Source organism: Inquilinus limosus (assembly GCF_002195995.1).
GTDB classification, from domain to species: Bacteria; Pseudomonadota; Alphaproteobacteria; order DSM-16000; family Inquilinaceae; genus Inquilinus; species Inquilinus limosus_C.
Genome location: NZ_NHON01000062.1, coordinates 22548 through 36854, shown reverse-complemented (window position 1 = coordinate 36854; position 14307 = coordinate 22548). Strand labels below are relative to the sequence as shown.

Below are 14307 nucleotides of genomic sequence, written 5' to 3'. Positions count from 1 at the left end.
GTGCGCGAGCGCCTCAATCCGGCCAGGCACGAATGATCAGGCGGCCTGACGGAACTCGCAGCCGGTGCCCCGCTCTTCGCCACGAGGTCGCCCGCGCCCGCCGAATATAGCACCACGGCCACGATGGCGCTTGTCGATCTCATCCGTGGTATTCAGAATCAGCAAGACCCGGCAGGGGACGCCCGAAATGGCGGTTGGGACGAGCGCGAGGCGGATTTTCGAACTGATTCTGATCAAGCCGTCGCATTACGACGACGACGGCTACGTCATCCAATGGCTGCGGTCGGCGATCCCGTCGAACACACTGGCGGTGCTGTACGGCTTGGCCCGTGACAGCGCCGAGCGGAAGATCCTCGGCCCCGACGTCGACATCGTCATCACCGCGATCGACGAGACCAACACAAGGGTCCGCCCGGACGCGATCATCCGCCGGATCCGGAAGGCCGGGTCCGGGATGGTGGCGCTGGTCGGGGTGCAGTCGAACCAGTTCCCGCGGGCGGTCGACATCGCCCGGCCGCTGCGGGCGGCGGGGCTGCAGGTCGGCATCGGCGGCTTCCACGTCTCCGGCACCATCGCCATGCTGCCCGGCCTGCAGCCGGAGGTGGCGGAGGCGCAGGCGCTGGGCATCTCGCTGTTCGCCGGCGAGGCCGAGGGGCGGCTGGACGAGGTGCTGGTCGACGCCTTCGCCAACCGGCTCAAGCCACTCTACAACTTCATGGACGACCTGCCGAACATCGAAGGCGTGCCGATGCCGGTGCTGCCGATCGCGCGGGTGCGCCGCACCGCCGGCCAGCACAGCAGCTTCGATGCCGGCCGCGGCTGCCCGTTCCAGTGCTCCTTCTGCACCATCATCAACGTCCAGGGCCGCAAGTCGCGCCGTCGGTCGCCCGACGATGTCGAGCAGATCATCCGCGAGAACGTGAAGAGCGGCATCAGCCGATTCTTCATCACCGACGACAATTTCGCGCGCAACAAGGACTGGGAGCCGATCTTCGACCGGCTGATCGAGCTGCGCGAGCGAGAGAAGCTGTCGTTCCGGATGATCATCCAGGTCGACACCATGTGCCACCGCATCCCGCACTTCATCGAGAAGGCGGGCAGGGCGGGGGTGACCCGGGTGTTCATCGGGCTGGAGAACATCAACCCGGACAGCCTGGTCGGCGCCAAGAAGCGGCAGAACAAGATCACCGAGTACCGCAAGATGCTGCTGGCCTGGAAGGCGGTCGGCGCCATGACCTATGCCGGCTACATCCTGGGCTTCCCGACCGACACGCCGGAGAGCATCGTCCGCGACATCGGCATCATCCAGCGCGAGCTGCCGGTCGACCTGCTGGAGTTCTTCTTCCTGACGCCGCTGCCGGGGTCGGAGGACCACAAGACCCTGTTCCAGGCCGGCATCCCGATGGATCCCGACCTGAACCGCTACGACCTGAACCACGTCACCACCGGCCACGCGATGATGTCGCGCGAGGAGTGGCAGCGGGCCTACAAGCTGGCCTGGCAGACCTACTACTCGCCCGAGCATATGGAGACGGTGATGCGCCGGGCGGCGGCCACCGGAATCAGCGTCGGCAAGATCCTGTTCCTGCTGCTGTGGTTCACCACCTGCATCAATGTCGAGGGGCTGCATCCGCTCGAGGGCGGCTATCTGCGCCGCAAGGTGCGGACACAGCGCCGCCCGGGCCTGCCGATCGAGCCCGCGCTGCCGTTCTATCTGCGCTATGCCGGCGAGACGGTGGGCAAGCACTGGGCGATGGCGCGGCTGTGGTGGCGCTTCAACCAGGTCCGTCGGCGGATCAAGGCCGACCCGGACCGCAAGGCCTATCGCGACCTGGCGCTGACTCCGGTGAGCGAGGAAGAGCTGGACACGCTGGAGATGTTCTCGGTGACCCAGGGCGCCCGCGCCGCCGCGGCCCGGGCGCATGGGAAACCGGCGGCCCCGCCGCCGCAGGACATCGCCGCGGTGGGGTGATCAGGACAGGCAAGGGCTGATACGATATCGAGCGTCTTCGCGTGTTGCCTCTCCCGCTTGGCGGGAGAGGTCGGGCTCGCGTCAGCGAGACCGGGTGAGGGCTGATCCCGGCCTCGACAAAATCCCCTCACCCGGAGCCGCTTCGCGTCTCCGACCTCTCCCGCAAGCGGGAGAGGCAAAAATCCATCAACTTGGCATGATCGGCTTGACCCGATCCGGCCCAAACTCCTCCCGCTCTAAACCGCCACGTCCGCCGTATCGGCCGCCTTGAGCTCCAGCGCGGCCTTCAGCAGCGCCTGGGTGTAGGGGTGCTGCGGGGCGTCGAAGATCTGCGCCGCCGACCCGTGCTCGACCACCTTGCCGTTCTTCATCACGATCACCTCGTCCGACAGGGCGCGCACCACCTTCAGGTCGTGGCTGATGAACAGATAGGCCAGGCGGTGCTTCTCCTGCAGCCCGCGCAGCAGGTCGACGATCTGGGCCTGGACCGACATGTCCAGCGCCGACGTCGGCTCGTCCAGCACCACGAATTTCGGCTTCAGCACCATCGCCCGGGCGATGGCGACGCGCTGGCGCTGGCCGCCGGAGAATTCGTGCGGATAGCGGTGCCGGCTGGCGGGGTCGAGGCCGACCTCCTCCAGCGCCGCGACGATCATCCGCTCGCGCTCGGCCGCGGAACCGCCGATGCGGTGCACCTGCAGCCCCTCCTCGATGATCTCCGAGATCGACATCCGCGGGCTGAGCGAGCCGTAGGGGTCCTGGAAGACGATCTGCATCTCGCGCCGCAGCGGGCGCATGTCGCGGAACTGCAGGCCTTGCAGCTCCTTCTGGCCGTAGCGGATCGACCCCTGGCTCGAGATCAGGCGCAGCAAGGCGAGGCCGAGCGTGGTCTTGCCCGACCCGCTCTCGCCGACCACGCCGACCGTGTGGCCCTCGCGCACCGTGACGTCGATGCCGTCCACCGCCTTCACATGGTCGACCGTGCGGCGCAGCACGCCGGCCTTGATCGGGAACCAGACCTTGATCTCGCTGGCCGCCACCACGGTGCGGGCATCGCCCGGGGGCGGCGCCGGGTCGCCCTTCGGCTCCGACGCCAGCAGGCGCTGGGTGTAGGGGTGCCGCGGCGCGGTGAACACCGCCTCGGTCCCGCCCTCCTCGACGATCTCGCCCTTGTTCATGACGCAGACCCGGTCCGCCATCTTGCGGACCACGCCCAGGTCGTGGGTGATCAGGAGGAGCGCCATGCCGAAGCGGCGCTGCAGGCTCTGCATCAGCTCCAGGATCTGGGCCTGGATGGTGACGTCCAGCGCCGTGGTCGGCTCGTCGGCGATCAGGATGTCCGGCTCGTTCGCCAGCGCCATGGCGATCATCACCCGCTGGCGCTGGCCGCCCGACAGCTCGTGCGGATAGGCGTTCAGCCGCTGCTCCGGGTTCGGCAGGCCCACCAGGCGCAGCAGCTCCAGCACCCGGGCGCGGGACTGGGCCTTGCCCATGCCCTTGTGCACCGACAGCACCTCGCCGACCTGCTTCTCGATCGTGTGCAGCGGGTTCAGGGAGGTCATGGGCTCCTGGAACACCATCGCGATCTTGTTGCCGCGGACCTCGCGCAGCACCGTCTCGGTCGCACCCAGCAGCTCCTTGCCGCGATAGCGGATGCTGCCCTTGGGGTGGCGGGCGCTGGGATAGGGCAGCAGCTGCAGCACCGACAGGGCGGTGACCGACTTGCCGGATCCGCTCTCGCCCACCAGCGCCAGGGTCTCGCCGCGGTCGAGATGCAGCGACACGCCCTTCACCGCCGGCACCGCGCCGCCGGGCACGCGGAACTCCACCGCCAGGTCGCGGATCTCGAGCAGCCTTTCGCCGGAGGTCGGAATCTGGGTCATGGCGTCTGGCCCTTGGGGTCGGTCACGGGATCGGCGGCGGGCGGCGGGGCGCTGGCGGCCTGGGTCTTGCGCGGGTCGAAGGCGTCGCGCAGCGCCTCACCCATGAAGACCAGGAGGCTGAGCAGGATGGCCAGCGAGAAGAAGGCGGTGAAGCCGAGCCACGGCGCCTGCAGGTTGGCCTTGCCCTGGCTGACCAGCTCGCCCAGCGAGGGCGAGCCGGGCGGCAGGCCGAGGCCGAGGAAGTCCAGGCCGGTCAGCAGGCTGATGCTGCCGGTCAGATTGAAGGGCAGGAAGGTGATGGTGGCGACCACGGCGTTGGGCAGCACGTGCTTCCACATGATCACCCGGTCCGGCTGCCCCAGCGCCCGGGCGGCGCGGACATAGTCGAGGTTGCGGGCGCGCAGGAACTCCGCCCGCACCACGCCGACCAGGCTCATCCACTCGAACAGCAGCATGATGAACAAGAGCGTCCAGAAACCCGGCACGAAGAAGGACGACATGATGATCAGCAGGTACAGCTGCGGCATGCCGGACCAGATCTCGATCACCCGCTGGAAGATCAGGTCGGTCCAGCCGGCGAAATAGCCCTGGATCGCGCCGGCGAAGACGCCGATCACGGAGGCGATGGCCGTGAGGGTCAGGCCGAACAGGATCGAGATGCGCAGGCCGTAGATCAGCCGGGCCAGCACGTCGCGGCCCTGGTCGTCGGTGCCCAGCCAGTTCACCGCCGAGGGCGGGGAGGGGGCGGGCTGGTCCAGGTCGTAGTTGATGGTGCGGTAGGAGAACGGGATCAGCGGCCAGACCGCCCAGCCCTTGTCGTCGATCAGCTTGCGCACGAACGGGTCGCGGTAGTCGGCCTCGGTCTCGAACTCGCCGCCGAACGCCGTCTCCGGATATGTGGCCAGCACCGGCACGTAGTAGTGGCCGTCATACTTGACCAGCAGCGGCCTGTCATTGGCGATGAACTCGGCGAACAGCGTGACCAGGAACACGACCAGGAACAGGTACAGCGCGATCAGCCCGCGCCGGTTGGCGCGGAAATTGGCGATGCGGCGGGCGGTGATCGGCCGGATGCGGAAGCCGAGGAAGCGCGGATGGGCGAAGTCCCGGCCCTGAGACAATGCCGCCTCAGACATTGCGGGCCTCGAAGTCGATCCGCGGGTCGATCAGCGTGTAGGTCACGTCCTGCACCAGCTTCATCACCAGGCCGAGCAGGGTGAAGACATAGAGCGTGGCGAACACCACCGGGTAGTCGCGCTGGATCGCGGCCTCGTAGCCGAGCAGGCCGAGCCCGTCGAGCGAGAAGATCACCTCGATGAACAGCGACCCGGTGAACAGCACGCCGATGAAGGCGGCGGGGAAGCCGGCGATGACGATCAGCATGGCGTTGCGGAAGATATGGCCGTACAGCACCCGCCGCTCGGTCAGGCCCTTGGCCCGCGCGGTCAGCACATACATCTTGCCGAGTTCGTCGATGAACGAGTTCTTGGTCAGCATGGTCAGGGTGGCGAAGCCGCTGATCACCATGGCGCTGATCGGCAGCACCATGTGCCAGAGATAGTCGAGGATCTGCTGATACCAGGGCAGGGAGGACCAGCCGTCGGAGACCAAGCCGCGCAACGGGAACCAGGCGAAGTAGCGGCCGCCGGCGAAGGTCACGATCAGCAGCATGGCGAACAGGAAGCTGGGGATCGCATAGCCGACGACGACGACGCCGGACGTCCAGATGTCGAAGCGCGAACCGTCACGCACGGCCTTGCGGATGCCGAGCGGGATCGAGATCAGATAGACCAGCAGCGTGGTCCACACCCCAAGCGAGATCGACACCGGCAGCTTGGATATGATGAGGTCGACGACCCCGGCGCTCTTGAAGTAACTGCGGCCGAAATCGAAGTTCAGATAGTCGTGGATCATCAGCCAGAACCGCTCGAGCGGCGGCTTGTCGAAGCCGAACTTCTTCTCGATCTCGGCGATGAACTTCGGGTCCAGCCCCTGGGCGCCGCGATACTTGCTGGACGCGGCATTGCTGCCGCCAAGCTGGGAATTGTCCGCCGGGCGGCCGAAATCACCGCCTCCCCCGCCGCTGATCCGGCTGGTCGCGTCGGTGGCGGTGCCCTGCAGCTGCGCGATCATCTGCTCGACCGGCCCGCCGGGGGCGAACTGCACGATGACGAAGTTGACCACCATGATCCCGAACAGCGTCGGGATGATCAGCAGCAGGCGCCGGATGATATAGGCGAGCATCGGTCAAACGTCCGTCGCGAAAAGACCAGAGGGATGGCGACGGACTTCGTTCCGCGAATGGATCACCGGCGCTGTCCCCTCAGGGCCTTCGGATTCTTGCCGTCGAACCACCAGGTGCTGGGGAAGCCGACATCGTTCTTCGGCCGGGTGTCCGGATGGCCGAACATGTCCCAGTAGGCGATCCGGTTGACCGGGTCCTCGTACAGGCCAATCGAAAAGAACTGCCAGGTGGCATAGCGGTCGAAGGCCTTACAGGTCGCGGCCTTCTCGTCATAGGTCTTCGCCGCGATGATCATCTCGACCAGCTCGTCGATGATCGGATCCTTGACCCCTTGCGAGTTCTCGTCACCGGGCCGGTCGGCGTAGCGGGAGTTCCAGCCGCCGCGCAGCGCCTCTCCCGGCGGGAAGAACGGCACGAACCGTGCCGGCATCAGGTCGAACTCGAAATTGTTGATTCGGTTCCGGAACTGCGGCACGTCCATCAGGCGAGGTGAGGCCTGAATGCCGGCACGACGGAGATTTTCGACGAATGGCAGGATGGTCTTCTCAGTCTCCGGGCTGGTGTAGACGATTTCGAAGGCCATCACCTGACCCGTGGTGTTGGTCAGCTTGCCGCCGCGCGATTCCCAGCCGGCTTGTTTCAGCAGATCCAGCGCGGCCCGAAGATTGGCGCGAATGTTGCCGTTGCCGTCCGTGGTCGGCTGCTTGAACTCGGTGGTGAAGATCTCGTCGGCGATCTTGCCGCGATAGCGCTCGAGAATCTCCAGCTCGCGGCCTTCCGGCAATCCACTGAAGGAGAACGGCGTGTTCGGAAAATAGCTGTGGATGCGACTGTAGAGGCCATAGTAGTTGGTTTTCTGTGTGGTCTCAAAGTCGTAGAAATAGTTAAGGGCTCGCCGGACTCGCACATCAGAGAAATATGGTCGCCGCAGGTTGAACATCATGCCGAGATAGAATTGCGGTGATGCATCCGGGATTTCTTCCAGCTTGAGTGCGCCGGTTTGCACGGCCGGAACGGATTTGAAGCCGGTCGTCCATTGCTGGGGCGAGCCGATGGCCATGAAATCGAACTCGCCCGACTTGAGCGCCTCATACAGAACGTCCTGGTCGCGATAGTACTGATAGGTGATCTCGTCGAAATTGGCCGACCCGATATTCTGCGGCAGGCCCTCACCCCAATAGCCCTCGACCCGCTGCAGCGTGATGGACCGCCCCGGATCCACCGATTTGATCTTGTAGGCGCCGCTGCCGAGCGGCGGCTCCATCGTCAGCCCGCCGAAGTCGCGGCCCTCCCACCAGTGCTTCGGCAGGATCGGGAAGCTCGCCATGGCCTTGAGCAGCTGCGGGTTGTTCAGGTTTTTGGCCGTGAACCGGACGCGCCGTTCGTCCAGTGCCTCGATGCTCGCCATATCGTCGTAGAAGCGGGCGCGGAAGCGCAGCGCTCCCTTTTCCCGCAGCAGCTGATGGGTATAGGCGACGTCCTCGGCGGTCATCGGATGGCCGTCATGGAAGTGCAGGCCGTCGCGCATCGTGAAGATGATCGACAGCTTATCGTCCGAGATCACGAACGATTCCGCGGCATCGGCGTAATAGGTGTCGAGCTCGTCGAGATTGGCGGTGATCAACGCGTCGTTGATGGCCCCGACGCCCGCCGCGTCGGTGCCGTCCGTCGTCATGTTGTTCAGCGTGTCGAAGCTGCCGAAGACGCCCAGCACCAGCTTGCCGCCCTTGGGGGCGTCCGGGCGGACATAGTTCCAGTGCGGGAAGTCCTTCGGGTAGGCCGCCTTCAGATCCAGCATCGGCAGGTAGTAGGTCGGCGCGCCGTAGCCGGGCGTGGCCGCTGCCGCCCCCTGGGCAAAGGCCCGGGGCAGGGGGATCGAGGCTCCCGCAACCGAGAGCATCGAGCCGATCGAGAATTGGCGCCGTGTGATCATGCGTCTCTCTCTATCCTCCGCCGCGCGTCAGCGCCGCATCTTTCGCCGGATCGATCCACCAGGTCGAGGGGAACGCGATCCCATTCGGGTCGCCGAACCGATGGGTCGGCTGGGTCTTCGGCTGGCCGAAGCGGTTCCAATAGGCCACCCAGGCGTCGGTCTTGCCCCATTGCAGGATCACGTATCGGTTCCACAACAGCACACGATCCAGCGCGCGGGTCGCAACCTGCAGCGACGACAGGTCGCGGGCGGCCACCACCTTGTCGATCAGCGCGTCCGCCACCGGGTTGCGGATGCCCATATAGTTGGCCGAGCCCTCGACCCCGGCGACCGCCGAGCCGAAATAGTTGCGCAGCTCGCTGCCCGGCGGGGGATAGAAGGCGAGGGCGAGCGGCATCACGTCGTAGTCGAAGCTCTGCCGCCGCTTCTGCATCTGGGCGGTGTCGATCCGGCGCAGCGATGCCTGGATGCCGATCTGCCGCAGCCGGTCGATGAAGGGCTGGGTGGCGCGTTCATAGACCGCCTGGTCGATCAGGATCTCGAACCGCATCGGCGCGCCGGTGGCGATGTTGGTCATCACCCCGTCGCGCTGCTCCCACCCGGCCTCCTTCAGCAGGCGCAGCGCGGTCCGGATGTTGTCGCGCATGTTGCCACTGCCATCCGTCGTCGGCAGGGTGAAAGGGGTATCGAACAGCGCGTCCGGCACCTGGCCGCGGAACGGCTCCAGCAGCGCCTTCTCCTCCCCCTCCGGCACGCCGGAAGAGCGGAAGCCCTCGGCGTTGAAATAGCTGGTCAGCCGGTCGTACAGGCCGGAGAACAGGGTCTTGTTGACCCATTCGAAGTCGTACAGCCAGCCCAGCGCCTCCCGGACCTTGGGGTCGGAGAAGGGGACGCGGCGCAGATTGAACAGATAGCCCTGCATGCCGCGCGGATCCTCGCTGGCGATTTCGGCGCGGATGAGGCGGCCGCCGCGCGCCGCCGGGATGTCGTAGCCGGTGGCCCAGAACAGCGAGGTGAATTCCTGCCGGAAGTCGGAGGTGCCGCTCTTGAACGCGGTGAACTCGACGTCGCGGTCGCGGTAGTAGTCGTAGCGGATGCGGTCGAAGTTCCACAGGCCGCGATTCACCGGCAGGTCGCGGCCCCAATAGTCCGGCACCCGCTCCCAGGCCAGCGTCCGGCCGGGATCGACCGAGGCGATCCGGTAGGGTCCGCTGCCCAGCGGCGGCTCGACCGTCCCCTGGCCGATGTCGCGGCCGCTGGAGGTCCACCAGTGCTTCGGCAGGATCGGCAGCGAAGCCGCCACCTGGCCGATCGGCTTGCGGATGTTGCGGCTGGCAAAGGTGAAGCGCACCCGGTGGTCGTCCAGCGCCTCGGCGCCGGTGACGTCGCGGAAGAAGGATTTCAGGAACGGCTCGGCCTTGTCGCGCACCGTCTCCCAGCTCCACACCACATCCTCGGCCGTCACCGGCACGCCGTCGTGCCAGCGCGCTTCCGGCCGCAGGGCGAAGACGGCCCAGGAGGCGTCGTCCGGGATCGTCACGCTCTCCGCCAGCAGGCCGTAATAGACCCCGGATTCGTCCTGGCTCTCGACCATGAGCGAATCATAGAGCAGCCCGAGGGAGCGCGGCGGCTGGCCGCCCAGGGGGATCAGGTTCAGCGTGTCGAAGGTGCCGGCCGTGCCCAGCACCAGGGCGCCGCCCTTGGGTGCCACCGGGTCGGCATAGTCGAAATGGCTGAAGCCGGCGGGGTATTTCGGCTCGCCGAACAGGGCCAGGGCGTGGCTGGCCGTCGGCTCGGCAGTCGCGACCGCCTGCGCCTCCTGCGCCCGGACGGCCGTCGGGGCCGCAAGGGCGAGGGTGAGCAGCAGGGCGGCAATGACGCGCATGGAAATCCCGGACCGGCATTCCGGCGCCGCGGGGGCGCCGGCGGAGAAGCGGAGTCTAGGGAATCTCACGGCACCGAATAAAGCCAGACATAAACAGAAACGGGACCGCTTTTGGCGGTCCCGTCCCGGGAACTGCAGGCCTGCGGCGATCAGCCGCCGCTCTTCGGCGCCTGCTCCGACCCGCCGGCCGGGGCCTGGCCGCCCGCGGGGGCCGCGCCCCCGGCAGGGGCGGCATCCGGGCTCGGCAGCGGCGCCGGCGTGTCGGCGTTGGTGCGCAGCCAGGCGATCAGGTCGGCCCGGTCCTTCTCGCTCTTCATACCGGCATAGGTCATGGTCGTGCCCGGGATATGCGCCTTCGGACCGGCCAGGAACTCGTTCAGCTCCTCATAGGTCCAGTGGGCGCCTTCCTCGTGCTTCTTCTTGATCGCGGCCGAGTAGTTGAAGTCGTCCTTGTGGCCCATCGGCGCGTCGACCAGGTTCCACTGGTTCGGGCCGACCTTGTTGGCGCCGCCCTTCTCGAAGGTGTGGCAGGCGGTGCAGGCCTTGGACAGGGCCTGGCCCTTGGCCGGATCGGCGGCGGCCATCAGCGGCGCGATCGGCGGGATCGACGGCCCGGCCTGCTCGGCGCCGGCGGCCGGCGCGCTGGCGACGGCGCTGGTGTCGACCTTGTAGGCGTTCTCGTGCAGCGGCTCCGGCGAGACCAGGATGTCGGCGACAATCCCGGTGGCCATTCCGATGATGCCGGCCAGCAGGACAGCGGCGAATATTTTATTGAATTCCATGCCGGATCTCACCTCGAAGCGCGACGGCAACCTCCCCGGACGCACGACTCGATTCGGTCGTACGGGCCCGGGCGTCTTGTAGAGGCGTTCCAATCGGTCTGGCAAGGGGCGATGTCCGGCTGCGACACCCTTTGCGCCCGCCGTCCCGGCCGTCAGCGGGAACAAGCGGGGCAATCCCGGATTCGGGACGGTCTTGACGCCGTCGCGGCAACGGTGGATGACGCCGGATCATGAGCGCATCCAACCCCATCGTCGTGATTCCCTCGCGCCTGGCCGCGACCCGCCTGCCGAACAAGCCGCTGGCCGACATCCATGGCGAGCCGATGATCGTCCATGTCTGGCGCCGCTCGGTCGCGGCCGGTCTCGGCCCGGTGATCGTCGCCTGCGGTGACCGGCCGATCGCTGATGCGATCGAGGCGATGGGCGGCACCGCGGTGATGACCGACCCGGACCTGCCCAACGGGTCGGTCCGCATCGCCGAGGCGCTGCGCAGCATCGATCCGGACGGGCACCACGACATCGTCGTCAACATCCAGGGCGACCTGCCGACGCTGGACCCGGCGCTGCCGCGGGCCGCGGTGGCGCTGCTGGACGACCCGGATGTGGACATCGGCACGCTGGCCGCGGTGATCGTGCGTGAGGAGGAGAAGACGAACCCCGCCATCGTCAAGGCGATCGTCGAGCGGGAGGAGGGGGCGCGGACCGGCCGGGCCTTCTACTTCACCCGCACCACGGCGCCGTCGGGCGACGGGCCGCTGCTGCACCATATCGGCCTCTATGCCTATCGCCGTGCGGCGCTGGAGCGCTACGTGACCCTGCCGCCCTCGGCACTGGAACGGCGCGAGAAGCTCGAGCAGCTGCGGGCGCTGACCGCCGGGATGCGGATCGACGTCGCCATCGTCGACACCGTGCCGCTCGGCGTCGACACCCAGGAGGAGCTGGAGCGCGCCCGGCGCCTGCTCGCTGAAGGAGCGACGCGATGAGGATCTCGTTCCAGGGCTGGGCCGGCGCCAATTCCGACATGGCGTCCCGTCAGGCTTTCCCCGATGCGGAGACGGTGCCGTGCCCGTCCTTCGAGGAGGCGCTGGCCGCGATCCACGACGGCCGGGCCGATCTCGGCATGATCCCGATCGAGAACTCGATCGCCGGCCGCGTCGCCGACATGCACCATCTGCTGCCGGAATCGGGCCTGCACATCATCGGCGAGCATTTCCTGCGGGTGAACCACCAGCTGGTGGCGCTGCCGGGCACCAAGCTGGCGGACATCCGCGAGGTGCACAGCCATGTCCAGGCGCTGGGCCAGTGCCGGCAATGGCTGCGCGCCCGCGGTCTGAAGCCGGTCAACCACGCCGACACCGCCGGCGCCGCCCGCATGGTGTCCGAGCAGTCGGATCCCGGCATCGCCGCCATCTCCAGCCGCCTGGCGGCCGAGATCTACGGGCTGGAGATCCTGGCCAGCGACATCGAGGACGCCGAGCACAACACCACCCGCTTCGTGGTGCTGTCGCGCGATCCGGTGCGGCCGAAGCCGAACAACGGCCCGGTGATGACCACCTTCGTGTTCGAGGTGCGGTCGGTGCCGGCGGCGCTGTACAAGGCGCTGGGAGGCTTCGCCACCAACGGCGTGAACATCACCAAGCTCGAGAGCTACATGCTGGGCGGGCGGTTCAACCAGACCCAGTTCTACGCCGATGTCGAGGGCCATCCGGACGACCAGTCGCTGCGCTTCGCGCTGGAGGAGCTGCAGTTCTTCACCCGCAACTTCCACCTGCTCGGCGTCTATCCGGCCCATCCCTTCCGCCGCGACCCGAGCCAGCTCGCCGCCGACGAGTGAGCGGCGGGCTTTACCCGTCGAGAGCGGATTTCAGGTCGGTGCGGGCGAAATCATCTCCGATGAAGAGCAGCGGGCAGGACCGGGCCTCGGCTTCGGCGTAGGCGAAGCAGTCGCCGAAGTTCAGCCTCGCGGGGTGATTTCCCTTGCCCCATCGGGCATAGGCGGCGGCCACTCGCCAAGACAGGCTCGGGGTAACGGCAGCGATCTCCAGGCCGGCCCCGGTGATCAGCCGTTCCATCTCGCGTGCGACCTGGCGTCCGCCGGCGACGATCATGGCCTCCGCCACGGTGCCTGCCGATATGACGAGTTCCGGCTCGGATCCCAGGATCGCGGCGCATCGCTGCGCCTCAGGTTCCTTCATGATGATCGCCATCAGTGCCGAGGTATCGACGACGATCACTTCGGCAGGCCGTTTTCGTCGTAGAGGAAGTCCTGGCTGCGGGCAGCAGAGGGGCCGGGAGTTGGCCGGGCAGACGCCATGATCTCCGCGATGATGGCCTTCCGCTCGGCCGGCGTCGGCTTCCTGGTCTCCGGCACCAGGCGAACCACGGGCTGGCCGAACCGGGTCAGGACAACCTCCTCACCGGCCTCCGCGCGGCGGACCAGCTCGGTGAGTTGACCCTTCGCTTCACTGACGGAGATATGCATGGCTTTCCTCCCGATTGATCGGGCTACGCAACATGCATGAAAGATGGTCTATCCGATAGTCCAAAGCAAGGCATGGACGATGATGATCACTCGTCCGCCAGCCAGTCCTCCAGCAGGCGCCGGGCGATGCTGTCGCGGCGCGGCAGGCGGAACGATTCATCGTCGGCATGGCGGCGCAGCCAGTCGCGCTCGAACCAGGCGGCAGATTCCAGCTCGTCCTGGTCGACCTGCAGGTCGGAGGTCACGGCCCGGCCGGTGAAGCCCACCATCAGCGACTGCGGGAACGGCCAGGGCTGGCTCGAGTGGTAGCGGACGTCGTCGACCCGGATGCCCGCCTCCTCCAACACCTCGCGCTTCACCGCGTCCTCCAGGCTCTCGCCCGGCTCCAGGAAGCCGGCCAGCACCGAATGCATGCCGGGCGGCCACGCCTTCTGGCGGCCCAGCAACACCCGGTCGCCGTCATGGATCAGCATGATCACCGCCGGGTCGGTGCGCGGGAAATGCTGGGTGCGGCACTCCGGATTGGTGCAGTCGCGGCGGTGGCCGGCATCGCTGCTGACCGTGGGGCTGCCGCAGACGCCGCAGAAGCGGTGGCGCGAATGCCACCACACCATGCCGCGGGCATAGGCCAGCAGGGCGCCTTCCTCATGCGGCAGCAGCGGGCCGACGGCGCGCAGGTCGAGGAAGCTGCCGAACCCGGCCAGAACAGGGTCGGCGGCCGGGTCGGCGATGCCGCTGACATCGACCGCGAGATAGGTGACGTCGCCGTCGATGCCCAGCATCACCGTCTCGGCCGCGGCGCCGCGCCACCAGGCCTCGGTCGCCGGCACCATCGCGACGTGCGGCGCCTCCGGCGGCCCGACGATCAGGTTGCGGCCCTGCCACACCGGCAGGATGCGGGTGTGCTCGCTGATGGTGACGCGGGCGATCCACTCGGTGTCGCGGCGGTAGCGGCCGGCGCGGTCGAGCGACGGATGGACGTAGAAGTTCGGGCGCAGCATGCCGGGACACTGGCACGGCCCCGGCTGCGACGCCAGCGCCGGGAAAAGCAACTGTGCCTTCCGAAAAGGACGGGCCAGCCCGCATCTCCCAGACTGCCTATGGCCTTCGCCGGCGTCTTCAACC

General features: G+C 67.4%; 12 protein-coding genes. 3 read left to right on the top strand and 9 right to left on the bottom strand.

Annotation, left to right across the window (positions count from 1 at the left end; genetic code table 11):
• The first annotated feature begins 187 nt into the window (after positions 1-187).
• Positions 188-1972, top strand: a complete 1785-nt coding sequence (locus BWR60_RS25485) for a B12-binding domain-containing radical SAM protein (RefSeq protein WP_088154245.1) — start codon at positions 188-190, stop codon at positions 1970-1972.
• A 236-nt stretch (positions 1973-2208) separates the two neighbouring features.
• Here BWR60_RS25485 and BWR60_RS25480 read toward each other — a convergent pair whose 3' ends face one another.
• The 6 genes from BWR60_RS25480 to BWR60_RS25455 form a co-directional block, all read right to left on the bottom strand.
• Positions 2209-3855 carry an ABC transporter ATP-binding protein gene (locus BWR60_RS25480; RefSeq protein ID WP_088154243.1) on the bottom strand — a complete coding sequence of 549 codons (1647 nt, stop codon included), beginning with the start codon at positions 3853-3855 and terminating at the stop codon, positions 2209-2211.
• The gene (locus BWR60_RS25475; RefSeq protein ID WP_088154241.1) at positions 3852-4991 is read right to left on the bottom strand and encodes an ABC transporter permease; all 1140 of its coding nucleotides are present in this window, start codon (positions 4989-4991) and stop codon (positions 3852-3854) included. The genes BWR60_RS25480 and BWR60_RS25475 overlap by 4 nt, the downstream gene beginning before the upstream one ends.
• On the bottom strand, positions 4984-6099 hold the full coding sequence (locus BWR60_RS25470; protein ID WP_088154239.1) for a microcin C ABC transporter permease YejB: 1116 nt from the start codon (positions 6097-6099) through the stop codon (positions 4984-4986). Before BWR60_RS25470 ends, BWR60_RS25475 begins: the two co-directional genes overlap by 8 nt.
• Before the next feature lie 62 nt (positions 6100-6161).
• Positions 6162-8033 carry an extracellular solute-binding protein gene (locus tag BWR60_RS25465; RefSeq protein ID WP_088154237.1) on the bottom strand — a complete coding sequence of 624 codons (1872 nt, stop codon included), beginning with the start codon at positions 8031-8033 and terminating at the stop codon, positions 6162-6164.
• Between the two features lie 10 nt (positions 8034-8043).
• Entirely contained in the window at positions 8044-9918 is a 1875-nt protein-coding gene (locus tag BWR60_RS25460) for an extracellular solute-binding protein (protein ID WP_088154235.1), read from the bottom strand.
• A gap of 149 nt (positions 9919-10067) precedes the next feature.
• On the bottom strand, positions 10068-10649 hold the full coding sequence (locus BWR60_RS25455; RefSeq protein WP_230983179.1) for a c-type cytochrome: 582 nt from the start codon (positions 10647-10649) through the stop codon (positions 10068-10070).
• A gap of 281 nt (positions 10650-10930) precedes the next feature.
• On the opposite strand from BWR60_RS25455, the gene BWR60_RS25450 reads away from it, so the two are divergent.
• Positions 10931-11683, top strand: coding sequence for a 3-deoxy-manno-octulosonate cytidylyltransferase (locus BWR60_RS25450; protein WP_088154231.1), 753 nt, complete (start codon positions 10931-10933; stop codon positions 11681-11683).
• A complete protein-coding gene (locus tag BWR60_RS25445) occupies positions 11680-12534 on the top strand; it encodes a prephenate dehydratase (RefSeq protein ID WP_088154229.1) in 855 nt (284 codons plus the stop codon). The genes BWR60_RS25450 and BWR60_RS25445 overlap by 4 nt, the downstream gene beginning before the upstream one ends.
• Positions 12535-12544: 10 nt before the next feature.
• Here BWR60_RS25445 and BWR60_RS25440 read toward each other — a convergent pair whose 3' ends face one another.
• The 3 genes from BWR60_RS25440 to nudC all read right to left on the bottom strand — a co-directional run bounded on the left by BWR60_RS25440 (position 12545) and on the right by nudC (position 14234).
• Complete coding sequence (locus BWR60_RS25440; RefSeq protein WP_088154228.1) at positions 12545-12934, bottom strand: type II toxin-antitoxin system VapC family toxin; 390 nt, start codon at positions 12932-12934, stop codon at positions 12545-12547.
• Positions 12931-13182, bottom strand: coding sequence for a type II toxin-antitoxin system Phd/YefM family antitoxin (locus tag BWR60_RS25435; RefSeq protein ID WP_088154226.1), 252 nt, complete (start codon positions 13180-13182; stop codon positions 12931-12933). The genes BWR60_RS25440 and BWR60_RS25435 overlap by 4 nt, the downstream gene beginning before the upstream one ends.
• A gap of 86 nt (positions 13183-13268) precedes the next feature.
• Complete coding sequence (nudC, locus tag BWR60_RS25430) at positions 13269-14234, bottom strand: NAD(+) diphosphatase (RefSeq protein ID WP_343216423.1); 966 nt, start codon at positions 14232-14234, stop codon at positions 13269-13271.
• Positions 14235-14307: the final 73 nt, after the last annotated feature.

Bases quoted from the DNA above. Each gene is read 5' to 3' on its own strand.
- BWR60_RS25480 (WP_088154243.1), bottom strand. From the start codon at position 3,855: ATGACCCAGATTCCGACCTCCGGCGAAAGGCTGCTCGAGATCCGCGAC.
- BWR60_RS25455 (WP_230983179.1), bottom strand. From the start codon at position 10,649: ATGGCCACCGGGATTGTCGCCGACATCCTGGTCTCGCCGGAGCCGCTG.
- BWR60_RS25460 (WP_088154235.1), bottom strand. From the start codon at position 9,918: ATGCGCGTCATTGCCGCCCTGCTGCTCACCCTCGCCCTTGCGGCCCCG.
- BWR60_RS25475 (WP_088154241.1), bottom strand. From the start codon at position 4,991: ATGTCTGAGGCGGCATTGTCTCAGGGCCGGGACTTCGCCCATCCGCGC.
- BWR60_RS25450 (WP_088154231.1), top strand. From the start codon at position 10,931: ATGAGCGCATCCAACCCCATCGTCGTGATTCCCTCGCGCCTGGCCGCG.
- BWR60_RS25445 (WP_088154229.1), top strand. From the start codon at position 11,680: ATGAGGATCTCGTTCCAGGGCTGGGCCGGCGCCAATTCCGACATGGCG.
- BWR60_RS25465 (WP_088154237.1), bottom strand. From the start codon at position 8,033: ATGATCACACGGCGCCAATTCTCGATCGGCTCGATGCTCTCGGTTGCG.
- BWR60_RS25435 (WP_088154226.1), bottom strand. From the start codon at position 13,182: ATGCATATCTCCGTCAGTGAAGCGAAGGGTCAACTCACCGAGCTGGTC.
- BWR60_RS25485 (WP_088154245.1), top strand. From the start codon at position 188: ATGGCGGTTGGGACGAGCGCGAGGCGGATTTTCGAACTGATTCTGATC.
- BWR60_RS25470 (WP_088154239.1), bottom strand. From the start codon at position 6,099: ATGCTCGCCTATATCATCCGGCGCCTGCTGCTGATCATCCCGACGCTG.